The sequence below is a fragment of the Arthrobacter rhombi genome, from assembly GCF_039526245.1.
Classification (GTDB): Bacteria; Actinomycetota; Actinomycetes; order Actinomycetales; family Micrococcaceae; genus Arthrobacter_H; species Arthrobacter_H rhombi.
The window spans coordinates 119903-146501 of sequence record NZ_BAAAIV010000012.1 but is presented as its reverse complement, the minus strand read 5'-3'; the positions used below and the strand labels follow the sequence as shown (position 1 = coordinate 146501).

Below are 26599 nucleotides of genomic sequence, written 5' to 3'. Positions count from 1 at the left end.
CTGCAGCTGCACAGGCCGGCTCCTCCACCTGGAGGAGCCGGCCTTCTCACTGCTAGCCCCACGCGGCCGGCGTCTCTTCCCACCAGTCGTACTCATCCTGATCCCGCGGGTCGTCCCGGAGAGACTGCTCTCGCTGGTCTGGGATGCTGCCGCCCGCGCCGGTTCCACCCCGGGTGGACATCCCGAAGCTAACTCCCGCCAGGTAGGCCTTCGCCTCCGACCGGCGCCCATATCGCCCTTCCCATGCCTTGAACTGGGGACCGTGTCCATCGTTGGCGATGAGGTGTGCCAGTTCGTGGATCAGGACGTAGTCCTGGACCCACATCGGCATGCCCTGCAATTGCTGGTTCAATCGGATCGCACCAGATCCAGGAGACGCCGATCCCCACCTGGTCGTCTGGTTTCGGACCCACCGAACTGACAGTGGCTCGGCCTTGCCGTCCAAATACTTGCGGTTCAGCATCCCCGCGCGCTGCATGAGTTCCTCATCGGAATTCTTCCCATAGCGGTCCAGGGCCTTGGCTCTCCGAGCCAGGATCCCCGGCACCATCCGTTCAATCCAGTCGTCTTCCTGACGCAGGCTCAGCGTGGCCGGGACCGAAATCACGGCTTCCCCGTTCTTCCAGACGCCGGAGACGGTTCGACGTCGACGCGTTGAACGCAGGACGCGCACCGCTATCCCATCCGGGGTATGCATGGAACGCTCTGTCGGATGCTGCGGCATGGTGCTTCCTCTCCTCCTGATCTTGAACCGGCGGGCACGCGCCCACCGGAGCCTGTGGATACCGGTATTTTTGCGGATTCGACCTGTCAGGATATCCCCACCGGAATCCGTCCGGACCGAGCATTGGAGACGAACATGCGCATCATTCCCGGGCTTCAGGTCGTTAGCGTATCCGAGACCACGGTTCGCGTCGGAGGGGCCAAGGACGGACTGTGGATATCCGGTCTTTCGGCTACCGACCAGGACTACATCAGGTCTCTTGCCGGATCGCCGGAGGAAGCCGACCACCCGTCGGAGGTTCCGCTACTCCTCCGTCCGGGAACCGGTCGACGTGCGGAACTGCTGACCATGTTGGCCCCAGTCCTCGAAGACCCTTTCCGGCTCCCCGGTGTGCTCGGCGCAACGCTGGTTCCCGACGTCAATGCCTTCTCGGTGGCCTACGGCGCCGCAGCGGGACAGATTGTCCGGAACCGCAGCGCGGCGATGGTCCGGGTCGGAGGCCTGGGCCGCTGCGGACAATCCATCGCCGCTTTGCTCGCCGCCTCCGGTGTGGGCGCGCTGCATCTTCACGACGATTTCCCGGTCCAGCCTGGCGATGTGGGGGCGGGACCGCTGCGCGTAGCCGATCTGGGCAAACCCCGCACGGTCGCCTTGGCGCACCGTTTGGAGGCCACCTGGCCACGGACCCGGCTCTCCCACTGGACCCCCGGCCCCGATGACCAGGGGTTGAAGGCACAGGTGATCGTGGTGACGGCATGCGATGCCCTGCCTGACCATCTGCTGAGCCACCTGGCCGCCACCCGCGTCCCCCATCTGCCGGTCATCTTCGGCCCGGCCTGGGCCCGCATCGGCCCGTTGGTCATTCCTGGCCTGACGTCCTGCCTGGACTGCGCACAGTCCTCACCACACCTCGCGGCAGACGGGCCCAGGGCCACCGGAACGCCCCGGAGCGCCAGCTCGACGGCAGAGTTGGCGTTGTCCGCGACAGCCGCTGGTCTGGCGACCCTCCAGGTCATGATGCTGCTCGATGGCGTCAACGTCCCATCGGCAGCGGATGCGGTGCTCTGCATCGACCTGGCAACAGGCGGGGTAGAGCGCATTCCGGTGGAGCCACGGCCCGGCTGCACCTGCATGATTCCCGCAGCATGAGCCGACGTGTCGTTCAGGCGGGAGTCGAGCCTGCGCCGAGGATGTCCAGTACGTCCTTGCCGTACCGTTCGAGCTTGGCCGCCCCCACCCCCGAAACCTTGGACAACGCGGTCGGCGTATCCGGCATCGCTTCGGCAATGGCCATGAGGGTGGCGTCCGTAAAGATCACGAACGCCGGAACCTCGGCCTCCCGCGCGGTTGTCAACCGCCACTCCCGCAACGATTCGTAGACCTTTTCATCGTAGGTCGAGGGGCAATCCAGGCATCGGCCCAGCTTGCGCTCTGCAGCGCTCCCCAGCAGCGTTCCACAGACCCTGCAGGTCGGTGGCGTCGCGGCCTTGCGCCTCCTGACACCGCCACCAGGCGTCTTGGCCGACACCTGGCTGGAGGATTGCGGGCGCAGGCCATCCAGGAACCGTGACGGCCTGCGACTGGCACGACCTCCCGGGGTACGCGCGGTCGACCAGCTCAGGGACAGGTGCTTGCGGGCTCGGGTGATGCCCACATACAGCAGGCGGCGTTCCTCGTCGTAGTCACCCTGGTCTTCGGCGAAGGAGATGGGCATCAGGCCCTCACTCATCCCAACGAGGAAGACCGCATCCCATTCCAGGCCCTTGGCCGAGTGCAAGGAGGCCAACGTGACGCCTTGGACGGTCGGTGCGTGCTGGGTAGTGGCCCGCTCGTCGAGTTCTGCCACGAATTCCAACAGCGTGAACGGCGAGTCCCGATCCTGGCGCGCCGTGGCGAGTTCATCGGCGAGTGCCACGAGGGCCGAGAGCGATTCCCAGCGTTCGCGGACGGCACCGGTCGCCGACGGAGCCTGGGCCGCATATCCCAAAGAAGCCAGGACATCTCGGCACACCTGCGGGACGGCGTCGTCGGCCGGTTGCCGCGATGCAGCCCGCAAGGCCAAAATCGCGTCCCTGACTTCACGGCGTTGGAAGAAGCGTTCCCCGCCGCGCAGCTGGTATCCGATGCCCTCGGCTGCCAACGCCTGTTCGTAGGCCTGGGACTGCCCATTGGTTCTGAACAGCACGGCGATCCCTGCGGGGGCAACGCCCTCGTCCGTGAGGGAGCGGATCCGCCGCGCGACGTGGGCGGCCTCGGCTTCGTCATCACTGCATTCGGTGAATTCGGGTTCTGGACCCGGCTCGCGCTGGGCCAGCAACTGCAGCGGTGCCGCCCACTGGACGTCACGGCCGGCGGCGCCGGGTTCGAGACGCCGGGATGAGAGCAGGCGGTTGGCCAGGTTCACCACCTGGGGTGTGGAGCGGTAGTCGCGCACCAGCTTCACCACGGGCGCCTGCGGGTGTGCGACCGTGAAATTCAGCAGGTGTGACGGCGTGGCACCGGTGAACGAGTAGATGGTCTGGCTGGCATCACCCACGACACAGAGTTCCTCGCGGCCACCCAGCCACAAATCCAGCAGGCGCTGTTGCAGCGGGGAAACGTCCTGGTACTCGTCGACGACGAAATGCCGGTACTGCTCCCTGACCGAGGCAGCTACGCGGGGGTCCTCATCGAGGATTCCCACGGTCAGCAGCAGGACGTCCTCGAAGTCGATCACATGGCGGTCGGCCTTGACGTCCTCGTAGGACTGGAACAACCGGGCCACCGTGCGCAAATCCAACCCCGCCGGCTCGGCGCGCCCAGTGGCCGCCTCCACGTAACCCTCCGGGGTCAGCATCGAGACCTTCGCCCATTCGATCTCTGCTGCCATGTCGCGGATGGAGGCGCGGTCTGTGGTGATGCGCAGCCGTCGTGCCGCCTCGGCGACCAGTTGTGCCTTGTGGTCCACGATGGCGGGCAGCTGCCCGCCAATGGCCTGCGGCCAGAAGTACTGCAGCTGGCGCAGGGCCGCGGCGTGGAAGGTACGCGCCTGCACGCCCCCTGCTTCCAGGTCCCGCAGTCGTGTGCGCATCTCACTGGCGGCCCGGGAGGTGAACGTGACGGCGAGTACCTGGTTGGGCTTGTACACGGCGGTATGCACGCCATAGGCGATTCGGTGCGTGATCGCCCGGGTCTTGCCGGTCCCGGCGCCGGCGAGGACGCAGAGCGGCCCGTTCAGGGTGGTGGCGACGGCTCGCTGCTCATCGTCGAGTCCGCCCAGGATGCGCTCTTCCAGTGATGCCATGCGTTTAGTTCTCCATCCGACGCGGTTCGGGCAGCGGGCCACCGTACCAGTGTTCGATGAGGGCACTGGAGATCGAGACGCCGGAGGGCACCCCGATGGACCCCTCGATGATCTCCCGGGACAGTTCCTCGCGGCTGAACCAGCGCAGGTCGATGATCTCCTCCCCGTCGGGTACGACGGCGGTGGACTGCGCCACGGCGGTGAAGCCCAGCATCAGCGAACAGGGGAAGGGCCACGGCTGCGAGCCGGCGTACCGGGCCGAATGGACCTGAATGCCCGCTTCCTCCCCGACCTCGCGGACGACTGCAGCTTCCAACGACTCCCCCGGCTCCACGAAACCAGCCAAGGTCGAGTAGCGCCGACCGCCCCACTGCGCGTTGGCCCCGAGCAGCAGGCGGTCCTCGGCATCGGTGATGGCCACGATGATGGCCGGGTCGGTGCGCGGGAAGTGCTGGGAATCATCCTGCGGGCAGACGCGGACCCAGCCGCTCTGCACCACCTCAGTCGCCGTCCCACAGCGGGGGCAGTGGGTGTGGTTGGCGTGCCAGTTGGCGATCGCCACGGCCTCGACGAACAATCCTGCGTCGTCGGCGGACAGCCCGGCGGCGACGTCGCGCAGCCCGAGCCAATCGGCGTCATCGGGTGGAGTATCGGGGGCCTGGTCCAGATCCGCGAGCACGATCTCCCGTCCCGCCGAGCGGCCCAGGTACACCCACCGCGCGCCGGCGGGGACGTCACCGGGCCCCACCAGGACGAGCGCACCATCGCGCACCGGAGCCTTGCCGCGGGACAGCAGCAGGACCCGGGTGCCGTCGTCGTGCATCAGCGAGGGAAGCCAGGAATCATCGGCTCGGCGCTCACATCCACGGTCCACCCCACCGTGGGTCAGTGGCAGGTCCCCCAGCAGCGGGTAGTCGATGGCCGGCACGGCGACGGGGTCCTGGCGAAATGTCATGTTCCTACCGTACTGAGGTTCAGGGGGTGACCGCACACCGGCAGGACGCGGTGTGGAATCGGGACTGCGACAGTTCCAGGCGGGGCGGCCCATGGCGCCACATGACCTGTGCGGCCGCGGTGTGTTGACTGGGAGGGTTCGGGGATTCCGGCGACTCGCCGCCCCGGCCACGTGGCCCCGGGGCCTTCGGCGGCTTACGGTTGGGTACGTGAAAAGATCTCCCATGGAACTGGCCGCCATCGCGACCGCAGCGGTGCCCGGGTTGACTCCTGTCGGCGTCGCAGGCATCCCGGACGATCCCGATGACTTCGATTCGGCCCTGATCATCGACGCGCAGGAGAACCGGTGGCGTGTCCGCTCGCCCCGTCACGAGGAATCCAGCATGCGCCTGGAGACCGAGTTGACCGCCCTGCGTTCCTTCACGCCGGGCATCCGCGCCGCACTGCCGTTCCGCCTGCCCTCCGTGGCCGGGACCGTGCGCCAGGGCAGCCTGCGCACCTTCGTCTACAACCATCTGCCCGGTGCGGTGATGGACCTCGATGAGCTGGTCGCTGCGGGTGGAGCGACCGCGACGGACATCGGTCGCATCATCGCCTCGATCCATGCTCTGCCCGAAGAGCTCGTGGATCGTGCCGACCTGCCGGTCTACACGGCCGAGGAGTTCCGGCAGCGCCGCCTGAACGAGCTGGACCAGTCCGCCACGACCGGGCGGATCCCGCCGCGCCTGCTGCGCCGCTGGGAACACGCCCTGGAAGACATCGCCCTGTGGCGGTTCAACCCCCGCGTCGTCCACGGTGACCTGCACGAGGAGAACCTCCTGCTCGAGCACGGCAAGGTGGCGGCGGTGACGGGCTGGACCGACGTGCGCATCGGCGACCCGGCCGATGATTTCGCCTGGCTCGCCGCCGCCCACGAACAATCCTTTGCCGACACCGTGATCGAGGCCTATACCGCTGCCCGGGGCGAATTGGCGGACCCACATATCATGCGTCGGGCCGCGCTGGCCGCCGAGTTTGCCTTGGCCCAGTGGTTCACCCGCGGGTTGGCGACCCAGGACGCCGAGCGCATCGCCGAGGGCGAGCAGATGTTGCGGGACCTGGATACCGACATTGCCGAGTTCGGCGGCCAGCCCATCAGCATCGTGGAGCCCCCGCGCATGGACATCCACGGCCAGCCCCTCCCCGAGGCCCCGCCCGCGGACGCCCCGGATTCCTCCGACGACGCCGTGTCCCCGGACGCAGCTTCCACGGACGGGGAAACGTCGACGCAGCCGGACCCCGGCCAGGGGTCGACTCCCCCGCAACCCACGACGCCTCCCCACACCACGGGTTCGGCCGTCTCGCACTGGGGGCCCGCTGGGGATGAGGAATCCTCCGTCGCCACCGACGGGGAGGAACGGCCCACCACGGCGGCCACCGCACCCCCGTTGCCCGATCATGAACCGGCCGAGGGACTGGCGGAAGCCGACGACGAGGATGCGGACGACGAGCCGGCGTTCCTGCGGGACATCGACCTGGCCGACGGCGAGGCAGAGGGTTCCCCGGCCACGGTGAAGCCGGACGACGCGACGGATGCCATCCCGCTGGTCGTCCTCGAGGCCGAGCACGACGCCGACAGCCACCCCGATACCGACCGGAAGTAGCACTACCCGCTTCAGCCAGCGGCCAGGGAGCGGGTGATCAGCGCTTCCAGCGCTGCCTCGTCCGCCAGCCGTTCGGGCCTGATGGTCTGGCCCTGGCCCACGTAGTAGAAGGCGGCCTCGACACTGTCCAGCGGGATACCATGCAACCGTGACCATCCCAGACGGTAGACGGCGAGCTGCAACGACTTGGCCTGCAGATCCCGCCCCGTGGGGACCCTGCCGGTCTTCCAGTCCACCAGTATCCAGACCGTGTTGCCCTGGTCGTCGGTGTCCTTGAACACTGCGTCGATACGGCCGCGGACGCTGACCGGCCCCACCCTGGTCTCCAGGGGAACCTCGACAAAGGCGGGTTGCCGTTGCGCCCATTCGGAGGCCAGGAACTCGGCCTTCATCTCCTCGAGCCCATACTGCTCCTCGACGTAGGCATCGGCCGCCCCGGGGAATTCGCCCAAGTCCAGCATGCCGGTCGAACCGTAGTGGTCCTCGACCCACGCGTGGAAAGCGGTCCCCTTCCTGGCCGCCACGCCCGGGCGCCGCGGCACGGGGCGGCGCAGCTGCTCCAGGACCTGGGCCGCGTCGGTGGCGAGATCCACGAAGAGGGAAGCGCGCACATGTTCGGGCGTCGGCGCCAGCTCCCGCCGGGCTTCGCGTTCGGCCCGCACCGCCAGAAGCAGCGCCGCCTCGTGGTCCCAGGCCTGCCCGACGTCGGTACGCAGCGGGGACGCGTCAAGGGGCTCTCCTGACGCAGCGGCGTCCCGGCGCAGCTGGAGGTGGCTGTTGGTTTCCAGTGCGGCCGCCTCCAGTTGCCGGCGCCGACCCGTGGCGCGGGGTTGGGGAACGCCGGCGCGGCGGACCACCGGGCCCTCGAGCGGATCATAGGGCCAGCTGGATTCGAGCGGATCTTCCCGGAAGGGGTTCTGTTCCGGGGCCTCGTCATCCTCGCACCACTGGGAGATCCGGGCGGCGGGAGTCGGTTCGTCGACCAGGGCCAGCAGCTCCTGCAGGAACGTGGAAGGGGCGGTGGGCTTGGAACGGGACCCGGTCCACACTGTGGCCGAACAGAGCAGCAAGTCCTTGGCCCGGGTGAGCGCCACGTAGGCCAAACGGCGTTCCTCGTCCACGCCGTGGGCCAGGACCTCGCCGCGGAACACTGTCTCCGCGTCGACTGCCTCGGAAAGGCTGGGCTGGTCGGTGTCCCATTGGGGCAGGTCGTTCCGGTCCCCCCGGAGCGGCCACGGCAGCGATCCGTCCTCCTTGGTCCAGCGGGAATCGGTCGCGGAGGGGAAGATCCCCTCATTCATGCCGGGTATTGCCACGACGTCCCATTCCAGGCCCTTCGACGCGTGGATCGTCAGCAGCTGGACGGCATCGGGGTTCGCTTCCTGTTGAACGATTTCCAGGCCGCCTTCCTTGGCGGCTGCTGCGTCGAGCCAGGTCAGGAATCCGGCCAGGTCGGCGCCGAGATCCGTATCGGAGTACCCGGCGGCGATGTCGGCGAAGGCATCGAGGTGGCGGCGAGCCGCATGGATGTTGGTCCCGGGTTTGGCGGCGACCTCGATGTCGAGCAGCAGGGAACGCTCGACCTCGTGCAGCAGGGAGGACAAGTCGTCATCGGCAAAGCTGCGCAGGTAGCGGATCTCGGTTTGCAGGCGCTGCAGGCGGTCGAGTGCTGTGCCGGTGAGCGTTCGGCCGGCGGATGAAGTCCAGTCGGGGGGAGGTAGGCGGTCCAGGGCCTCGATCAGGCTGGCTTCCTCCGACAGCTCGCTGCGCGCCTCGGCGTGGCTGTCGGCCGCGGGGCTGTCGCTGGTGGTCGTGTCGATGTCACGGGCCTCGCGGATGGCGGCTTCACGGCGTCGGGCCAGGAAGCGGGACCAGTCGGCGAAGGCCATGAGGTCTGCCGGGCCGAGCCGCCACCGTGCGCCGGCCAGGAGCCGCAGCAGTGCGTCCGAACGCAACGGGTCCACCAGGACGCGGAGCGTGGCGACCAGGTCGACGATTTCCGGCATCGCCAGCAGACCCCCCAACCCGACGATTTCGTAGGGGACGTTGCGGTGGTCCAGTGCCTCGGCGATGCCGCCGAGTGCCGAACGGGTCCTGCAGAGCACTGCCATGGTCGGAGCGCGGCCATGCTCTGCCGTGAAGGATCCGTGTTCTTCCAGCAGTCGACCGGCCAGGGCGGCCGCCTCGTCCGCGCTGGTCGCCCAGCGCGCCAACTCCACCCTCCCGATCCCGGCAAAGGGACTCTGGGCCAGGGGTGGGACGCCGATGGAGTGGGAGGCCCTGTTGGGGTCAACGCGGTTCAGCCGGGCTGAGACTGCATTGGCGGCTTCCAGGACGTTGGCGGAATTCCGCCAGGCAGTCGTCAGGAAGGCGACCGCCGAGGGGATGGGGGTCCCCTCGGGGCCGGTGGCCGGAAATTCCTGGGGGAACCGGAACAGCTGTCCGGCGGACGCGCCGCGGAAGCCGTAGATGGATTGGTTCGGGTCCCCGACGGCGGTGACGGCGTGTCCCCCGCTGAACAGGGAGGAGAACAGGACCATCTGCGCATGGGAGGTGTCCTGGAACTCGTCAAGGAGCACCACCTTGAAACGCTCCCGTTCGGCATCGCCGGCCGCGGGGACCGTCCGGGCGATGCGGGCCGCCAACGCGACGAGGTCTCCGTAGTCCAGCACGTTGCGTTCGGCCTTGGCCTGGGCGTACCGCACGGCGAGGTCCGCCACGGTGGCACGGGTCCGGAGCTTGTCCAGCAGTTGCAGGGCCTTCTGTGCCGGTGGGGTCTGCTTGCCGACGCGATACGGGAGCGCAGCCAACCGCTCGACTTCCCCGAGGACGTAGTCGCGCGCAACGACCGGGTCGACCAGGTGTTCGGCGCATTCTCCGGCAAATTGCACGACGGCGTCGACCAGGGTGGATTTGGCGGCGCGGAGGTGCTCGTAGTCGCCGTCGTACTCCTGGACGATCTTCAGTGACAGCTGCCAGGCCTGGGCGCCACCGAGCAGGGTGGTATCCGATTCGACGCCGATGCGCAGCCCGTGGTCCTGCACGAGTGTGTTGGCATAGGAGTGGTACGTCGACACGGCGGGTTCCAGCGGGGCGTCGTCGTCCGGTGCGGGGACGATACCGCTCTCCGCCAGCCGGGCCAGCTGCTGGCGGATCCGCTGGGCGAGTTCGCCGGCGGCCTTGCGGGTGAAGGTGACTCCGAGGATCTGGTCGGGCCGGACGTGCCCGTTGGCCACGAGCCAGACGACCCGGTCGGCCATGGTGGCCGTCTTGCCGGACCCTGCCCCGGCGATGACGAGCATGGGGGACAACGGCGAGGAGATGATGGCGGATTGTTCTGCGGTGGGTTGGTGCTGTCCGAGCAGATCCGCCAGTTCCTCGGGGGTGAATCGCCGCGCCGGCCGCTCCGTTGTGGTGTCGGGGATGGTGGCCGCCCGGGTTGTCTCGTCCGCGTGGTTCATTCGGTGACCTGCCGTCCTTCGTCGCAGAGTGGGCACACGGCCGGCAACCGGCAGCCGCTGCCGTTGCGTCCCGCCTTGGAGGGGTCGTGCCGGGCCTGGAATTCATTGCCGGCCATCAACCGTGCTGCAGCCAACACCATGGGGGTGGCCCAGTCCTCGTCGCCGACCGGTTCCTGCGCCTGCTCGCCGGGACTCTTCGTGGTGGTGCCGAGTTGGACCAGCGCCGCACCGCCCGGGCGGGACGGGAGTTCCGGCCCCAGTCCGCCGGCCAGCACGGCCGCCTGGTAGCTGCCCAATTGCGGGTTGCGTTCCACGTCCGCCTTGGTCGGCGCCGACTTTCCGGTCTTGAGGTCCACGATGTAGGCCCTCCCCTCGGCATCGACTTCCAGCCGGTCGATCACCCCCCGCAACCGGACGGTGATGTCCGGGCCGGAGATCTCGACGTCGAAGTCGCGTTCCCGGGCCAGCAGTGTCCGGTCATGGCTGCGCATGAGCAGCGCGTACTGGGCAAGTTTGCGCAGCATCGATTCGGCACGCTCGTGGTCCTTGGCGGTCTCCCAGTTCGACGGCAGGTCAAGGTCGGGCCAGCGCCGGTCCAGCTCCTCGAGGTATTCGGTGCCGCTCGCGGCCGGCAGGTCCTCGGCGATGGCGTGGACCAGGGTGCCCAGGCTGCGGGCCAGGTCGGTCGCCGGTTCACCGCCTGCGGCTTGGACGAACCAGTCCAGGGGGGACTCCAGGGCGGCCTGGACCCGTGAGGGTGAGACGCGGACCGGTTCACCGGGCGGATTGACCGGGGCATCGGTGCTCGACGGCAGAAGTCCCCACCATTCGCTGGTTGCCGCACCGCGGACCCGCTCGGGCTGGTCGGCCAGCCGGGCCAGGACGGCCGCCGCGTCATGTGCCGTGTCGGCGCGCTCCGGCACCGTGATCCCCTCTTCGAGCCGCTGTCGCAGCAGGGCCACCAGGGAGGCGAGGGTGCGCTCACGGGGTACCACGGTGAGGGGTCTGGGCCGCTCCTGGTCCGTCCAGGGCAGGACGAGGTCCAGGAACTGGGAGGGCTGGTGGTCCTCCGAGGCCACACCGATGCAGACCAGGGACTCCCGGGCCCGGGAAATGGCGCTGGCAAACGTCCTGAGCTCATCGGCACGCGTGGCCCGCAAGCGCGTGGCGGGGTCGCGTTGGCGCAGGATGCCGGGCCCGTGTTCCACGACGTCGGCCAGGGCGCTGCTCCCCAGCAGTTCGCCACGCAGCCGGGTATTGGGCCAGATGCCTTCCTGCATCCCCGGGACCAGGACCAGTTCCCATGCGTGGCCCACGGCACCGGCCGGCGTCGTCACCGCTACCGACGGCCCGCTGCCGCCGCGGGAGGCCAGCGTGTCCATGGGCAGTTCCTGGCCAAGCACATGGTCCGCGAACTGGGCGACAGTCGACCCGGGCAACTGGTCCACGAATCGTTCGGCGGCCTGGAACAGGGCCATCATCGCGTCGAGGTCATGATCGGCCCGTGCGCCCGCGGCGCCGCCGTCGAGTGCTGCCTGCTTCCACTTCGTTTCCATGCCGGAGGCGGACCAGAGGGCCCAGAGCGCGGTCTCGGCGTTCGCCGTCGGCAGTTCCAGCTCAGCGGCCAGCGATTCGAGCATGCGGGCCAGCCGTTCGGCTCCGCGTCCTTCGCGGCCCAGACCGGTCAGCAATGCCGGTTCGGCGAAGATGCGCCGGAGCAGTTCGGTGCTGGACCGGCGTCCACCGGCGACCCGTTCCTGCCGGCGCAGGACCTGACGCAGCCGGCGGATGTCCAGCGCCGTCGAGGCGCCGTAGCGGGAGGACAGCAGCGTCTCGACGGTCCCGGCTTCGGGCAACGACGGTCCGGCGTCCCCGGGGTCATCCCCCGGGTTTGCCGCAGGCCCGGGGGCGGTGAGTCCCAGTCCCAGCAGGGTCAGCAGCGGCCGCACCGCCGGCTCGTCGCGCAAGGGCACTTCGGCTTGCGGAACGTTCACCGGGATCCCCTGGGCCGCCAGATGCCGGGATATGGCGGCGACCTGGCCGCCATTGCGGACCACCACCGCCATCGAGTCCAGTGGGCGGGAGCCCATGAGCTGTTCCTCCAGCAGGCGGTGGGTCAGCAGCCGCAGTTCATGGACCGGTGACTCCACCAGGTGGACCTCGACCGATTCCCGGGCCGAAGCGGCACCCGGTTCGGCTTCGGGGTACAGCAAACGCCTGCCGGCAGTGCCGGTGGTGACGGGGATGCGCCCAGCCACGCGTGTCCAGGCCTCCCCGATATCCGCTCCCATCCGCCAGGAGGTGTCCAGCTCCATGACGGTCGCCGGGTGCCGGGTGGTGCCGTAGTCGGTGTCGAAGCGTCCCAGCAGGTCGGGGCGGGCCCCGCGGAATCCCTGGACGGCGTTGTCCGGTGAGGCGAAAGCCAACAGGTCACCGCCGGCAGCAAGCAGTTTCAGGAGGCGGTGTTGGGCGGGGTTGGCCTCTTGGAGATCGTCGACGACAAGGAGCGTGATGCGCTCACGCTCGGCCTCCAGCAGTTCGGGGTGGTCCTCGAGCAGATCCGCTGCAGCGGTGATCAGGCCGGCCGGGTCGAAGGCCTCATTGCTGCCCAAATCCAGCAGGTCCCGGTATTCCTGGTAGAGCTCGGCCGATGCCGTCCACTCGGGGCGCAGGCACCGCTTCCCCAGGTCCTGCAGCTCCCCCGCCTCGACGCCGTACTCGGCCAGGCGGTCGAAGAGCTCGCGGATTTCCTTGCGGAAGCCCCGCGTGCCGATGGCCTCGCCCAACGATTCCGGCCAGGCGGGGCCCGCGGTGATGCCCTCGGCATGACCTGAGAGGATCTGGCCGATCAGGGTGTCCTGTTCGGGGCCGGAGAGCAGCCGCGGCGGACGCTCGACCGCGGGCAGGAAGCCCAGCAGGCGGGCCCTGCGGATGAGGTCGAAGGCGTAGGCCGCCCAGGTGCGTACCGCCGGCTCGGAAAAGGTGGTGTCCGATGCCGCGGAGAGCCGGTCGCGCAGGTCCCCTGCTGCGGTGCGTGAGGGGGCGATGACCAGCAGCGCTTCCGCCGGGTGGCCGGCATCCAGGCGCCGGACCACGGTCTGCAGCAACGCGGTGCTCTTGCCGGTCCCGGGGGCGCCCAGCACCAGGACGGGGCCATGGCCTGCCTCCAGCTCGGCCAGGCGTGCGCGGGTGCGCGGGCCCGTTCCCTCGATGATGTCCACGGTCCCCATCAGAGCACCTGCCGCTGACGTTTGGGCGCGGTGTCCGCTGCCGCGCCGCCGGCCAACTCAGCGGCCACCGTGTCCAGGAATCCGAACTCCGCGTGGCCGGGCTGCCATCTGGCCTGGGCGACCCTCACCCGGCCCCGCAGCAGGGGGATGCCTTCCTGCGTCCAATGGGGCAGGGCACGTTCCTGCAGGTCCGCCGGCAGCGTCCCGTTGGCGCGCAGGACGCGCCACCAGGGCAGCGCGGTCGCGGAGCGGGACATCGCTGCGCCCACCTGGCGCGGGCCTCCGGCTCCGAGGAGTTCGGCGATATCTCCGTAGGTCAGCACGCTGCCTGCCGGGATGCGCCCGGCGACACGGTGGACGGCCTCGGCATACTCCAGTGACATGCCTTCCAGCTTAGGCGTCGCCGGCCCGGCCGGCGCCCATTCGACGGACGTGGACGATACCGTAGGTCCATGGACACTTGGCATCAGCTTCCCCGCGCAGCATTCGATCTGGAAACCACCGGCAAGGACCCCCTCGAGGCGCGGATCGTCACCGCTTCCGTCGTGGTGGTCAACGGCCGGCAGGAGATCATCAACCACCGTGAATGGCTGGTGAACCCGGGGGTGCCGATCCCCGAGGAAGCCACCGCCGTCCATGGGGTGAGCACGGAACGTGCAGTGGCTTCCGGTGTCGACCCGGCGGTGGCCGTGGCCGAGATCTCGGCCCACTTGGGGGACCTGTTCCAGACCATGCCCGTCCTGGCCTTCAACGCGAGCTACGACTTCACGGTGCTGGCCCGGGAGTCGGCCCGCCACGGAGTGCCCGAACTGGTGCCGCAGCCGGTGATCGACCCGTTCATCATCGACAAGCACGTGGACAAGTACCGTCGCGGCAAGCGCACGCTGACCGCCCTGTGCGAGCACTACTCGATCCCCCTGAACAACGCCCACACCTCCGTTGCCGATGCGGCAGCCACCATCGGCGTCGCCGATGCCCAGGCACTCAAATACCCCAACGAATTGGCGGTCGCTCCGGCCGAGCTTCACGGTCTGCAGGTCCGGTGGGCTGCCGAGCAGGCCGCCAGCCTGCAGGAGTACTTCCGCCGCAAGGATCCCGCAGCCGTCGTCGATGGGACTTGGCCGGTCCGCTAGCCGTGGGGTCCGCCCCCGTCGGACCGTGTACGACGGCGGTGGGCGGCCATCTGGTGCCTGTCGCGTCACGTCGCAGAGAGTCATGTCACGAAATTGCGGGCCGCCCCCTGCCACCTGTTGAATGGCCTCGTTCTTAGAGCGCAGCAGGCCCGTACCGCATGCGGACCACCAAAACCCGGGGCACCATCGAACAACATTCGACAAACAATCAGCCAACGGCCATCGGGTTCGATTTTGTGATGTCTTGTTGGCCTGCTGGAATTGATTCATTCGATTTTTAGCGGTCCGTGGTGGCCGTTGGTCACTTCCAGCCGGAAAGAACACTCGCATGAAGAACATTCGCTTGTCCCTTGTCAAAGTAGCGGCAGTTGCCGCCGTCGCCACCCTGGGCCTGACCGCCTGCGGCGGCGGTTCCGACAAGTCGTCGGCGCTGCCCACCGACCTCAAGTCGGTGACCATCGGCGTCTCCGACGGCGCCGAGCCGTATTGGCAGGTCTACAAGAAGGTCGTCAAGGACGAGACCGGCGTGGACGTGGAGCTGAAGAACTTCTCCGACTACAACCAGCCGAACCCGGCCCTGGACCAGAAGCAGCTGGATCTCAACGAGTTCCAGCACCTGCAGTACCTGGCGACGTACAACAGCAAGAACAACAAGAACCTGCAGCCGATCGGCGCGACGGCCGTGTACCCGCTGCCGCTGTACTCCACCAAGTACAAGTCCACCGATGAGATCCCCGCCGGTTCGCAGATCGCCATCCCCAATGACCCGACCAACCTGGCCCGGTCGCTGATTGTGCTGGAGACCGCCGGTCTGATCAAGGTCAAGGGCGGAGCCAACTCGACGTCGACCCCCGCCAACGTCGACACCGCAGCTTCCAAGGTCAAGGTCGTCACCGTCGACGCGAAGATGACGGCACAGAACCTGGATTCCTTGGCCGGTGCGATCGTGAACAACAACTTCGCCACCGCTGCCAAGCTCAGCAACGACGACATCATCGCCCAGGACGACCCGTCCGCGGACTCGACGAAGCCGTACATCAACGCGTTCGTCGCCCGTGACGAGGACAAGTCCAACCCGACACTGCTGAAGATCGCCAAGCTGTACCACGATCCCGAGGTCGTCAAGGCGATCAAGAAGGATCTCGGCGACGGCGGCGTCTTCAAGGAGAACTCCCCCGAGGATCTCCAGTCGGCGCTGAAGGTCATCGAGGACAACATGAAGGGTTCCAAGTAGTCCTCCGGAACCCTGCCGGCCACACCCGCTGCGGCTCCAGCACCCCCACTCCGGGTGCAGGGGCCGCAGCGGGTTTCGTGGGCCCCGAACCATCCATTGCGAGAAAGGACCTGCGGTGACTTCCATCGTCAGCTTCCGTGACGTTTCCAAGGCCTACCCCGGCCGCGGCGCCTCCAAGGGCAAGCCCGTCCACGCGCTCCGCGACGTCACCTTCGACGTCCAGAAGGGCTCCATCACCGGTGTCATCGGCTACTCCGGAGCCGGTAAATCCACCCTGGTCCGCCTGATCAACGCGCTCGAACTGCCGACCGGCGGCAGTCTCACGGTCAACGGCAACGAGCTCACCGGCATGGGCGAGAAGCAGCTGCGTGGCCTGCGCGGCGGCATCGGGATGATCTTCCAGCAGTTCAACCTGTTCAACTCCCGCACAGTGGCCAAGAACGTCGAGTACCCGCTCATCGTCGCCGGCTGGCCGAAGGCCCAGCGCGCCGACCGCGTCGCCGAACTGCTCGAGTTCGTCGGGATCTCCGACAAGGCACGCCAGTTCCCCAGCCAGCTCTCCGGCGGGCAGAAGCAGCGTGTGGGCATCGCCCGTGCCCTGGCAACCAACCCGGAGATCCTGCTCGCCGATGAGGCCACCAGCGCGCTCGATCCCGAGACGACCACCGAGGTTCTGGCCCTGCTGAAGCGGGTCAATGCAGAATTCGGCACCACCATCGTGGTGATCACCCATGAAATGCACGTCGTGCGCTCGATCTGCGACCACGTGGCGGTCATGGAACTGGGGTCTCTGCTGGAGCACGGGCCGGTCTACGACGTGTTCGCCTTCCCGAAGAACCCGGCGACGCAGAAGTTCATCAGCAGCACCATCGCCGACAAGCCATCCGCTGACACGGTGGCCCGGTTGCAGCAGCTGCACCCCGGCCGTCTGGTGAGCATCACCATCTCCGAGGCCGCAGGTTCCGGGCCCGGGGCCAACCAGCGGGAGATCTCCTCCCTGCTGGCCTCCCGGCCCTCCGTCCACGATTCGGTCGTCTACGGCTCCGTCACCGAGATCGCGCAACGGCCCTTCGGATCACTGACCTATGTCCTGGACGGGCCCGATGAGGACGTCGACGCCGTCGTCGAGGGCCTGTCGAAGATCACCACAGTCCAGCAGTGGCCCGCCGCGGTCGTTGCCGGCACCGACGACGAAGGAGCACGGCGATGATCGACTGGACCACCATGGGCCCACAGCTGGCCACCTCCATCCAGCAGACCCTGTTCATGGTCATCGTCACGATGATCATCGGCGGGATCCTCGGCTTGCTGATCGGCATCCTGCTCTATGCCACCCGTCCGGGGAACATCCTGCAGAACACGGTGCTGTTCAATGTGTTGAACTTCCTGATCAACATCGTGCGGCCGATCCCGTTCATCATCTTCATCTCGCTGGTGGGGCCGTGGACCTTGTCGGTCATCGGAACCTCGATCGGCACCGAGGCGGCCATCTTCCCGATGACGCTCATGACTGCCGTAGTACTCGGTCGCATTGTCGAGCAGAACCTCGTCGGCGTGGACCCCGGAGTGGTCGAGGCGGCCCGCGCCATGGGCTCGAGCCGCACCCGGGTACTCTTCGACGTCGTACTCCGTGAATCCCTGGCCCCGCTGGTGTTGGGCTACACGTTCATCTTCATCGGTGTCGTGGACATGTCCGCCGTCGCCGGATACATCGGCGGTGGCGGCCTGGGTGACCTGGCCATCACCTACGGCTACCAGCAGTTCAACTACGCGGTCACCCTGCTGGCGGTCGCGGTCATCGTGGTCATCGTCCAGCTGGCCCAGTTGCTGGGCAACTTCCTGGCCAAGCGCATGATGCACCGCTAGTCGACCACCCATAAAAGCGGTGCTTCCCCTGCTGGGGAAGCACCGCTTTCTTGTCCCCGGGGGCTCCCGGGGTGGGGCCTCTAGGCCTGGGGCTGCGCTGCGGCCGCGGCCTGGGCCGCGGCGGGCAGGGCCCCGATGATGCGCTCCATGGCGGCGTCATCATGGGCTGCGGAGAGGAACCACGCCTCGAACACGCTGGGCGGCAGGTAGACACCGGAATCGAGCATGGAGTGGAAGAACGGTGCGTAGCGGAAGGCCTCCTGGCCCTGCGCCTGGGCGTAGTCATGGACCCCGGTGGCCGAGGTTCCGAAGGCCACGGAGAAGAGGTTCCCCGCCGTCTGGATGGAGTGGTCCACCCCGGCGGCGTCGAAGGCCCGGGTCACCGCGGCCTGCAGTTCGGTGCTGCGGGCATCGATGTGGCTGTAGACCTCGGCCGTGGCGTGGGTGAGCGTGGCGATGCCGGCGGCCATGGCCACGGGGTTCCCGGAAAGGGTTCCCGCCTGGTACACGGGGCCGAGGGGGGCCAGGTAGTCCATCACCTCGGCGCGTCCACCCAGGGCAGCGGTGGGCAACCCACCGCCGATGACCTTCCCGAAGGTGAACAGATCCGGAGTCCAGCCTTCGTTCGCGCCGGTCAGTCCCCAGTATCCTGCGGGGCCGGTGCGGAAGCCGGTGAGTACCTCGTCGAGGATCAGCAGCGAGCCGTGCGCGGAGGTGATCCGGGACAAGGCGGCATTGAAACCGTCGGCCGGGGTGACCACTCCCATGTTCGCCGGGGCTGCCTCGGTGATGACCGCTGCGATGCGGGAACCGTGTTCGGCGAAGGCTGCCTCGACGGCGGCAACGTCGTTGTAGGGCAGGACGAGCGTCTCGGCGGCGGTGGCAGCGGTGACTCCTGCGGAGCCGGGCAGGGCCAGGGTGGCCAGACCGGAGCCGGCGGCGGCCAGGAGCCCGTCGAGGTGACCGTGGTAGCAGCCGGCGAACTTCACGATCAGGTCCCGGCCGGTGAAGCCGCGGGCCAGCCGGACGGCGGTCATGGTGGCTTCGGTCCCGGTGGAGACCATGCGGATGCGCTCAACGGCAGGCACCCGGCCGGCCACCAGCTGGGCCAGGCCGGCTTCGTCGGGGGTGGAGGCGCCGAAGGACAGCCCCCGGTCCACGGCGGCGTGGACGGCTTCCTGGACGGCGGGATGCTTGTGGCCGAGCAGTGCCGGGCCCCAGGAGCAGACGAGGTCGACATAGTCGTTGCCGTCGGCGTCGGTGAGGTGCGCTCCCTCGGCTCCCACGATGAAGGGCGGGACGCCGCCGACGGAACCGAAGGCGCGCACCGGGGAGTTCACTCCCCCGGGCATCAGGCCGCGGGCGGTGTCGAAGAGTTCCTGCGAGGTGGTCATGGTTACTTTCCTTCCTTCAGCCAGCCGGCAAGTTCGGCGGCCCAATAGGTCAAGACGGTGTCGGCGCCGGCGCGGCGGATGGAGAGCACCGATTCGGTGATGGCGGCGCGGCGGTCGATCCAGCCGTTTCCTGCCGCGGCCTCGATCATCGCGTATTCACCGGAGATCTGGTAGGCGGATACGGGCACCGGTGACATGGCGGCCACGTCGGCCAGGATGTCCAGGTAGCTCATGGCCGGCTTGACCATGATCAGATCTGCCCCCTCCTCCAGGTCGAGTTCGACCTCGTGGATGGCCTCGCGGCGGTTGGCGGCGTCCATCTGGTAGGTGCGGCGGTCGCCGGAAAGCTGCGAGTCGACGGCTTCACGGAAGGGGCCGTAGAACGCCGAGGCGTATTTGGCGGCGTAGGCCAGCACGGGGATGTCCTCGAATCCTGCGGCGTCCAGGGCCTGGCGGATGACGGCGATCTGGCCGTCCATCATGCCCGAGGGGGCGACCATGTGGGACCCGGCACGCGCCTGGGCGACGCCCATCTTCGCGTAGATCTCCAGGGTGGCGTCGTTGTCGACCCGTCCATCGGCGTCCAGGACGCCGCAGTGGCCGTGGTCGGTGAACTCATCGAGGCAGAGGTCCGACATGATGACGAGCTCGTCCCCGACCTCGGCGCGCACGTCGGCGATCGCCTGGTTGAGCACGCCCTGCGGGTCCAGTCCGGCGCTGCCGGTCGCGTCCCGGTGGGCGGGGATGCCGAAGAGCATCAGGCCGCCCAGCCCCAGTTCGACGGCCTCGGCCGCTGCACGCTTGAGCGAATCGGTGGTGTGCTGCACGACGCCGGGCATGGACTCGATGGGCCGGGGCTCGGTGAGGCCCTCGCGGATGAACGCGGGCAGGATCAGGTGGCGGGGGGCCAGATCGATTTCGGCGACCAGGCGTCGCATGGCCGCGGTGGTGCGCAACCGGCGGGGCCGGTGGGTGGGGAAAGACATGGTGGCCTTCGACTTTCTGCCGCAGGGGGCAATCGGGGGATGGTTTCGGTGGGGGAGGGGGCGGTCAGCCGACGCCGGGCGGGGCTGGGTGCAGGGCCCGTTGCCAGGCGTCGGCGAGGCCTGCCGGGGAGGGCACGGCGGCGATGCCCGCCGGTTCCCATCCGTTGGAGCGGAGTTCGGTGGCGGTCGGGTCCCCGATGGCCACCGCCATCAGGTCAGGTGGTGGCGACCCGGCCAGGGCCAGGTAGCGGCGCACGATGCTCGGGGAGGTGAACAACACGACGTCGATTCCCGGCGGCGCGCCGTGGGCGGCGGCCAGGTCCGCGGGCAGCAGATCGGGGCCGGGGGTGCCGGCCGCCGGGTCCGCCAGGGCCCGGCCCGGTGCTGCCGGGGCATCGACGGTGCGATACGCGGTGGCGATCACGGGATCGATCCCCCACGCCCCCAGCCCTTCGGCCAGGGTCGGTGAGGCGATGTCCGCTTGGGGCATGAACACCACACTCCCCGGGGTGGGGCGGAGCGCGGTGGGCCATTCGGCCAGCATGCCGCGGGCCGAATGGTCGTGGGCGGGGACGACGTCGACCCGGAGTCCCGCTGCCCGGCATGCTGCCGCGGTGGCTTCCCCCACGACGGCGACACGGGTGCCTGGGGCTACCGGCAGGGAGGTATCTCCGGCGCTCATCAGCCCCCGGGCCGCGGCCCGCCGGGCCAGGGCCAGCAGGGTGGTGCGCGAGGTGATGACCAGCCATTCGAATCCGCCGTCGGCCAGGCGTTGCACCCCGTCGTCGAGCGCGCTGGTGTCCTCGGGGAGCTCGAAGTCGATCACCGGGCAAAGCACGGTCGCCGCTCCCCGGTGGGCGAGCTCGGCAATGGTGGGCGCGGCCCGGTCCGCGCTGCGCAGCAGCAGCGCGGTCCGTCCGGCCAGCGGTGGGCTTTGGGGCACCTAGAGTCCTGCCAGCTCCGCGGCACCGGCGTCGAGCAGTTCCTCGGCCAACCGGACGCCGAGTTCGCGCGCTCCGTCGGTGCCGGGGGTCCGAGCCGTGGCGCTGCGGCGCAACGTGCTGCTTCCGTCCGGGGCGCAGACAACGCTGGTCAGCACCAGTGAACCGTCGATCTCCCGGGCCAGCGCGCCGATGGGTGCGGCGCAGCCTGCCTCGAGGCGGCCGAGCAACGCGCGTTCGGCGGTGATGGCCAGCCGGGTGGGCACGTCGTCGAGCACCTGCAGGGCCTCGTCCACCGCGGCGTTGCCGGTTCCGCCGGTGCGTACCTCAACGGCCAGGGATCCCTGCCCGGGGGCGGGCAGCATGATCTCCGGGTCCAGGTATTCGGTGATGTGCCCGGCGAGTCCGAGGCGTTCGAGCCCCGCAGCTGCCAGCACGACGGCGTCGAGGTCGCCGTGGACGCCACGGCCCACGCCGCCGTCGTCTTCAGGGCGTGCCGAACCGGCGACCCGGCCCAGCCGGGTGCCGACGTTGCCGCGGATGTCCACGATCTGCAGGTCGGGCCGGGCGGCCTTCAACTGGGCGCCGCGACGCGGGGACCCGGTGCCGACCTTCGAGCCGTCCGGCAGCTCGTCCAGCCGCAGCCCGTCGCGCGCGCACAGTGCGTCACGGACGTCGACGCGTGCGGGGGTGGCCGCGATGACCAGGCCCTCGGGCTGGGTCGTGGGCAGGTCCTTGAGCGAGTGGACGGCGACGTCGCAGCCGGCGTCGAGCAGCGACAGGCGCAGGGCGGCGGCGAAGACGCCGGTGCCGCCGAGCTGGGAGAGCGGCCCGCTGGTCACATCCCCTTCGGTCTTGACCCGGACCAGCTCGTAGCCGGCGCCGCTGGTGGCCGCCAGCGCGTCGGCCACGGTCGTCGTCTGGGTCATGGCCAGCGCGGAACCGCGCGTGCCCACCCGGAAGCCGGCAGCCGTCGTCGTGCCTTTATCCAGGGTGCTCATGGTGCAGGGACCCCGACCTCGGAGTCGACCGCCGCGATGGTGGGTTTCACCGTGCCGTCGCGCATCACCTTGGCGCAGCAGTTCGGGCGGCAGACATCAAACCACGGGCCCAGGTCCACCTCGGAGGCGCGGCCGGCCAGCAGGGGCTTCCCGTCGGGACCGGCGATGCGCTCGGAGACCAGGTCCACGATGCCGCTCACGAACTTCGCGTGGGTGCCGGGAGTGGGGACACGATTGAACGCCAGGCCGAGCTCGGCGCAGGTGTCCTTCGCCTCGGTGTCCAGGTCCCAGAGGACCTCCATGTGGTCGGAGACGAAACCGATGGGGACCACGACGACGCCGCCGGTGCCCTGCTGGTGGTATTCGGCCAGGGCGTCGTTGATGTCCGGTTCCAGCCACGGCACGTGCGGGGCGCCGGAACGGGACTGGAAGACCAGCGAGTGCTGCAGGCCGGCGGCCTCGGGCACCTGGGCGAGGATGGCCCGGCCGACCGCCAGGTGCTGGGCCGAGTACACGTCGGTGTCCAGCGACGCTGCCACATCGCGGGGCCCTGCGGCCTCCGCGTCGGAGGTCGGGATGGAGTGGGTGACGAACACGATCCGCACCGGCGCATCCGGGGTGCCGGCTGCGGCGAGCTGGGAGCGCACATCGGCCAGCCCGGCGGAGACGCCCTCGGCGAAGGGGTCCACGAAGCCGGGGTGGTCGAAGTACTGGCGGACCTTGTCGACCTCCAGCTTTCCCTCCAGCCCGGTCTCGCGCAGGGCGACGCCGAGGTCCTCGCGGTACTGCCGGCAACTGGAATAGGAGGAGTAGGCGCTGGTGGAGAACATGAGCACCCGGCGGTGTCCGGCGTCGTGCATTTGCTGCAGGGTGGACGGGATGTAGGGCTCCCAGTTGCGGTTGCCCCAGTACACGGGGACCTCGATGCCGCGGTCGGCCAGCTCGGCCTCCAGGGAGGCCTTCAGCGCGCGGTTCTGGGCGTTGATGGGGCTGATGCCGCCGTTGGCGCGGTAGTGGGTGGCGACCTCTTCGAGGCGCTCGTCCGGGATGCCGCGGCCGCGGGTGACGTTGCGCAGGAACGGGATGACGTCCTCCTGGCCCTCGGGCCCGCCGAAGGATGCCAGCAGGATGGCGTCGTAGGGCTTGGGGGCCATCCTCCCGGAGGCGTCGTAGCCCTCGCGGGGGTCGAAGGTGTGCCCGGCGCCGCTCATCGGAGCACCTCGGCGACCTGCGCGGACTCGATGCGCTTGCCGGTGTAGAACGGGATCTCCTCGCGCACATGGTTGCGGGCCTCGGTGTAGCGCAGGTGGCGCATCAGATCCACCAGGTCGATCAGGTTCGGGGCCTCCAGGCCCAGGATCCATTCCCAGTCCCCCAGCGCGAAGGACGCGACGGTGTTGGCCTGGACCTGCGGGAAGTCACGGCCCAGCATGCCGTGGTCGCGCAGCATCTTGCCGCGTTCGGCGCCGTCGAGCAGGTACCACTCGTAGGAGCGCACGAACGGGTAGACGCACAGCCACTGCTCGGGCGACTTGCCCAGGGCGAACGACGGCGCATGGTTCTTGGTGAACTCGGCATCGCGGTGCACGCCCATGGCGGAGAAGACGATGGAGGTCTCGGCGAAAAGGTAGGTCCTGCGGATCTTGCGCACTGCTTCCTGCAGGTCATCGGGCTGCGGGCCGTGCAGCCAGACCATGATGTCCGCGTCGTGGCGCATGGCGGAGACGTCGTAGGTGCCGCGCAGCACGACGCCGCTGGCGGCCAGCTCGGCGACCAGTGAGTCGAAGGCCTCCACGCCTTCGCTGCGGTCCAGGTCGGAGTCGCGCTTGAACACGGTCCACAGGGTATAGAAGAGCTCTTCCTCCGCGGCGTCAGACGTGCTGGTCTCGGGGGTGGAAGGTGCTTGGCTCACGGTGTGGCCTCAACTTTCTGCTGCTGGATATTTCGTGGGGGTCAGGGGTGCCAACCGCGTCAACTGGCGGTGATGGCGGTACGGGAACGGGTGTCGGCGACGACGGAGGCGAGTCCGGTTCCGGCAAGCCAGGCGCCGACGACCTCCAGGCCCGGGTGGTGGGCGACTGCCGCGCGGAAGGCGGTCACCCGGTCGCGGTGGCCGGTGGTGGCGAAGGGCAGTGCCGCATCGTGGCGCACCACATCCCAGCCGACGACGTCGGCCTCCGTCAGTGCGATGCCGAGCAGTGCCGAGGCGTCGGCGATGGCCATATCCCGCAACGTGGGCTCATCGGCGGGCACCGCATCGGGACCGTCGGAGAGCCTGCCGTAGGACAGGCGCAGCACGTGGGTGCCGGGGCCCGCCTCGTCGGCGAGCCACTGCCATTTGGCGGTGCCGTGGGTGAGCGCCTTGGCGGTGACGCCGGGAGTACCGGGGGCCACCAGCAGGCCGGTCCCGCGGGGGGCCTCGTCGAGTTCGGGCTGGTCCACCACGAGCGTCACCAGGGCGATCCCGTGGCCGGTCGACGGACGCAGTGCCGCGGCGTCGGGCAGCACTGAGGCCAGCAGGTCCACGGCTGCGGGTCCCGGGGTGGCGATGACCAGCCGGTCGGCCTGCTCACGGGAGGCGTGCCCCTCGACGAGCACCTGCCATCCGTCGTCGTCGCCTGCGGCTGCTTCGACGCTGGCGACCCGGGAGCCGGGGTGCAGGCCGACGCCGGCATCCTCCAGCTCGGCCGCCAGGGCGGTGACCAGGCGGTGCATGCCGCCGGTGAGGCCGCCAACGGCGCTTCCTGCCGGCGCGGAGGCCTTCAGCGAGGCGACGCCCCGGGCCAGTGAATGGTGTGCGGCCATGGCGGCCCGCAGTCCCGGGGCGACGGTGTCGGCATCCAGGGTGGAGGGATCCGCCGAGTGGACGCCGGCGACGATCGGGGTGACCAGGTGGTCCAGGACCGCCTGGCCCATGCGGGCCTGGACCAGTTCGCCCAGGCTGATGGGTTCGGTGGCTTGCCGGCGGGTCACCGGCATGGCCAGGTCCGCGGCTGCCCGGACCGAGCCGGCGGTGCCGATGACGGCCTTGACGTCTTCGGCGCGCGGGTCCGCCGGGATGCCCAGGACGGCGGTGGCGGGCATGGCCTGGGCGCGGGCCACCGGTTTCCGTCCCGCCGCGGCGGGCGCGTGGTACAGCCAGGAGCCGCCGGCGTGCGGGCTGGTGATCGACTCACCGAGTCCCAGCTCGGTGGCCAGGTCGGCAACGGCAGTGTTCCGCACGGCGAAGGACTCGGCCCCGGCGTCCAGGATGAGCCCGGCGACCTCGTGGGAGCCGACACAGCCGCCGAAGTGCGCGGATGCCTCGTAGACGTCGACGCGGTGGCCAGTCAGTGACAGCTCGCGGGCGGCCACCAGTCCGGCGATCCCGCCCCCGACGACGATGGCCCGCGGCGCCGCGGTGTCCGGGGTGGAGCCGCTTGCCTGTGCTGCCTGCGTCATCCGGTCGTCCTTTCCGCGGTGCCGTGCGGCATCCGTCCCGTCCATTATGGTGGTCCGCCCTGTGAGCCCGGTGCGAACGTGGTTCACGTGGTTCAGCGGGCCGCCGGGGGCACCGAGTGGACCAGTTCGACCAACCGGGTCAGGACCTGGGGGTCGGTGTCCGGGGGAACTCCGTGCCCCAGGTTCACCACGTGGCCCGGCGCCTCGTCGCCCGAGGCCAGGACGGCACGGACATGCTCCTCCAGGACCTCCCAGGGGGCGGCCAGCAGGGCCGGGTCGATGTTGCCCTGCAGCACCGAGCTGCCGCCGAGGCGGCGGTTGGCCTCGGCCAGTGGCAGCCGGTAGTCGACACCGACCACGTCGGCGCCGGCGTCGCGCATGGCCGGGAGCAGTTCCCCGGTGCCGGTGCCGAAGTGCACCAGGGGCACGCCCAGGTCCTTGACGCTGGCCAGTGCGCGGGTGGAGGCGGGCGCCACGAACCGCTGGTAGTCGGCGAGGGAGAGGCTGCCGGCCCACGAGTCGAAGAGCTGTCCGGCGCTGGCACCTGCCTCGAGCTGGGCCCGCAGGAACGCCCCGGAGGCCTCGGCAGCCCAGTCGGCCAACGCCTGCCAGGTGTCCGGATCGGTGTGCATCATCCGGCGCGGTCCCAGGTGGTCGCGAGATGGCTTGCCCTCGACCATGTAGGCGGCGACCGTGAACGGTGCCCCGGCAAAACCGATCAGCGGGGTGCTGCCCAGTTCATCGACCGTAAGCGCCACGGCCTCGCGGATGGGATCCAGTGCGGCGTCGGTGAGGCGGGGCAGCCGGGCCACGTCGGCAGCGGTGCGCACGGCCTCCCCCAGCACGGGTCCGACACCGGGCACGATGTCCACGTCCACCCCGGCAAGCTTGAGCGGGATGACGATGTCGGAGAAGAAGATGGCGGCGTCCACGCCGTGGCGGCGGACCGGCTGCAGGGTGATCTCGGAGGCCATCTCCGGGCGCAGGCACGATTCGAGCATGTTGGTGCCCTCGCGCAGCTTGCGGTATTCGGGCAGCGACCTGCCCGCCTGTCGCATGAACCAGACCGGCCGTCGGCTCGGGACACCGCCGCGGTATGCGGTGATCAGGTCGGATGTGGAGGTACGGCCATCCATCAACGGGTGGCTAGCGCTCAAGGTCATGCTCCGATTCTGCCAAGTCCGCGTCACCAACCGTTAATCCTCGGTGGGTCCGGCGGCGATTCGTGGCCAACGACACGTTCTACAAAACGTCGAAAAGCCGTTTCCGCCCACCATTCCGGGGGTTTTGGGGCAGCAACTTAGGTCA

The 26599-nt window shown here is 69.2% G+C and carries 20 protein-coding genes; 6 read left to right on the top strand and 14 right to left on the bottom strand.

All coding sequences use genetic code 11. The features are described from left to right. Window positions 1-52: 52 nt before the first annotated feature. The gene (locus ABD088_RS11365) at window positions 53-724 is read right to left on the bottom strand and encodes a M48 metallopeptidase family protein (protein WP_343902046.1); all 672 of its coding nucleotides are present in this window, start codon (window positions 722-724) and stop codon (window positions 53-55) included. A gap of 135 nt (window positions 725-859) precedes the next feature. Here ABD088_RS11365 and ABD088_RS11360 point away from each other — a divergent pair, with 135 nt between their 5' ends. Further along, a complete protein-coding gene (locus ABD088_RS11360) occupies window positions 860-1873 on the top strand; it encodes a ThiF family adenylyltransferase (protein ID WP_343902045.1) in 1014 nt (337 codons plus the stop codon). A 13-nt stretch (window positions 1874-1886) separates the two neighbouring features. On the opposite strand, the gene ABD088_RS11355 is transcribed toward ABD088_RS11360, so the two are convergent. Both ABD088_RS11355 and nudC read right to left on the bottom strand, forming a co-directional pair. Next, complete coding sequence (locus ABD088_RS11355; protein ID WP_343902044.1) at window positions 1887-4007, bottom strand: ATP-dependent DNA helicase UvrD2; 2121 nt, start codon at window positions 4005-4007, stop codon at window positions 1887-1889. Window positions 4008-4011: 4 nt separating this feature from the next. Then, window positions 4012-4962 carry an NAD(+) diphosphatase gene (nudC, locus tag ABD088_RS11350; RefSeq protein ID WP_343902043.1) on the bottom strand — a complete coding sequence of 317 codons (951 nt, stop codon included), beginning with the start codon at window positions 4960-4962 and terminating at the stop codon, window positions 4012-4014. A 208-nt stretch (window positions 4963-5170) separates the two neighbouring features. Between nudC and ABD088_RS11345 the strand changes: the two genes are divergently transcribed. After that, on the top strand, window positions 5171-6604 hold the full coding sequence (locus tag ABD088_RS11345; protein ID WP_343902042.1) for a phosphotransferase: 1434 nt from the start codon (window positions 5171-5173) through the stop codon (window positions 6602-6604). An 11-nt stretch (window positions 6605-6615) separates the two neighbouring features. Here ABD088_RS11345 and ABD088_RS11340 read toward each other — a convergent pair whose 3' ends face one another. From ABD088_RS11340 to ABD088_RS11330, 3 genes are read right to left on the bottom strand one after another with little or no spacing between them, the layout of a single operon-like run. Continuing rightward, complete coding sequence (locus ABD088_RS11340; RefSeq protein WP_343902041.1) at window positions 6616-10065, bottom strand: ATP-dependent helicase; 3450 nt, start codon at window positions 10063-10065, stop codon at window positions 6616-6618. Continuing rightward, window positions 10062-13295, bottom strand: a complete 3234-nt coding sequence (locus ABD088_RS11335) for an ATP-dependent helicase (RefSeq protein WP_343902040.1) — start codon at window positions 13293-13295, stop codon at window positions 10062-10064. The genes ABD088_RS11340 and ABD088_RS11335 overlap by 4 nt, the downstream gene beginning before the upstream one ends. Then, window positions 13295-13678 carry an MGMT family protein gene (locus ABD088_RS11330; protein WP_343902039.1) on the bottom strand — a complete coding sequence of 128 codons (384 nt, stop codon included), beginning with the start codon at window positions 13676-13678 and terminating at the stop codon, window positions 13295-13297. The genes ABD088_RS11335 and ABD088_RS11330 overlap by 1 nt, the downstream gene beginning before the upstream one ends. 69 nt (window positions 13679-13747) lie before the next feature. On the opposite strand from ABD088_RS11330, the gene ABD088_RS11325 reads away from it, so the two are divergent. The 4 genes from ABD088_RS11325 to ABD088_RS11310 all read left to right on the top strand — a co-directional run bounded on the left by ABD088_RS11325 (window position 13748) and on the right by ABD088_RS11310 (window position 17528). Next, a complete protein-coding gene (locus ABD088_RS11325; RefSeq protein WP_343902038.1) occupies window positions 13748-14428 on the top strand; it encodes a 3'-5' exonuclease in 681 nt (226 codons plus the stop codon). A 328-nt stretch (window positions 14429-14756) separates the two neighbouring features. Beyond that, complete coding sequence (locus ABD088_RS11320) at window positions 14757-15662, top strand: MetQ/NlpA family ABC transporter substrate-binding protein (RefSeq protein ID WP_343902037.1); 906 nt, start codon at window positions 14757-14759, stop codon at window positions 15660-15662. A gap of 115 nt (window positions 15663-15777) precedes the next feature. Next, the gene (locus tag ABD088_RS11315; protein ID WP_343902036.1) at window positions 15778-16872 is read left to right on the top strand and encodes a methionine ABC transporter ATP-binding protein; all 1095 of its coding nucleotides are present in this window, start codon (window positions 15778-15780) and stop codon (window positions 16870-16872) included. Then, on the top strand, window positions 16869-17528 hold the full coding sequence (locus ABD088_RS11310; RefSeq protein WP_343902035.1) for a methionine ABC transporter permease: 660 nt from the start codon (window positions 16869-16871) through the stop codon (window positions 17526-17528). The genes ABD088_RS11315 and ABD088_RS11310 overlap by 4 nt, the downstream gene beginning before the upstream one ends. Window positions 17529-17608: 80 nt before the next feature. Here ABD088_RS11310 and hemL read toward each other — a convergent pair whose 3' ends face one another. The 8 genes from hemL to hemE form a co-directional block, all read right to left on the bottom strand. Further along, window positions 17609-18922: a glutamate-1-semialdehyde 2,1-aminomutase gene (gene hemL / locus ABD088_RS11305; RefSeq protein WP_343902034.1), complete on the bottom strand. Its 1314-nt coding sequence runs from the start codon at window positions 18920-18922 to the stop codon at window positions 17609-17611. Window positions 18923-18924: 2 nt separating this feature from the next. Beyond that, a complete protein-coding gene (hemB, locus tag ABD088_RS11300; RefSeq protein WP_343902033.1) occupies window positions 18925-19908 on the bottom strand; it encodes a porphobilinogen synthase in 984 nt (327 codons plus the stop codon). Window positions 19909-19972: 64 nt separating this feature from the next. Further along, on the bottom strand, window positions 19973-20851 hold the full coding sequence (locus ABD088_RS11295; RefSeq protein ID WP_343902032.1) for a uroporphyrinogen-III synthase: 879 nt from the start codon (window positions 20849-20851) through the stop codon (window positions 19973-19975). After that, window positions 20852-21850 carry a hydroxymethylbilane synthase gene (hemC, locus tag ABD088_RS11290; RefSeq protein ID WP_343902031.1) on the bottom strand — a complete coding sequence of 333 codons (999 nt, stop codon included), beginning with the start codon at window positions 21848-21850 and terminating at the stop codon, window positions 20852-20854. After that, the gene (locus ABD088_RS11285; RefSeq protein ID WP_343902030.1) at window positions 21847-23061 is read right to left on the bottom strand and encodes a ferrochelatase; all 1215 of its coding nucleotides are present in this window, start codon (window positions 23059-23061) and stop codon (window positions 21847-21849) included. The genes hemC and ABD088_RS11285 overlap by 4 nt, the downstream gene beginning before the upstream one ends. Beyond that, window positions 23058-23762 carry a hydrogen peroxide-dependent heme synthase gene (gene hemQ, locus ABD088_RS11280; protein WP_343902029.1) on the bottom strand — a complete coding sequence of 235 codons (705 nt, stop codon included), beginning with the start codon at window positions 23760-23762 and terminating at the stop codon, window positions 23058-23060. Before hemQ ends, ABD088_RS11285 begins: the two co-directional genes overlap by 4 nt. Window positions 23763-23821: 59 nt before the next feature. Continuing rightward, complete coding sequence (gene hemG / locus ABD088_RS11275; RefSeq protein ID WP_343902028.1) at window positions 23822-25291, bottom strand: protoporphyrinogen oxidase; 1470 nt, start codon at window positions 25289-25291, stop codon at window positions 23822-23824. 92 nt (window positions 25292-25383) lie between these two features. Beyond that, window positions 25384-26454 carry a uroporphyrinogen decarboxylase gene (gene hemE / locus ABD088_RS11270; RefSeq protein WP_343902027.1) on the bottom strand — a complete coding sequence of 357 codons (1071 nt, stop codon included), beginning with the start codon at window positions 26452-26454 and terminating at the stop codon, window positions 25384-25386. Between the last annotated feature and the right edge of the window lie 145 nt (window positions 26455-26599).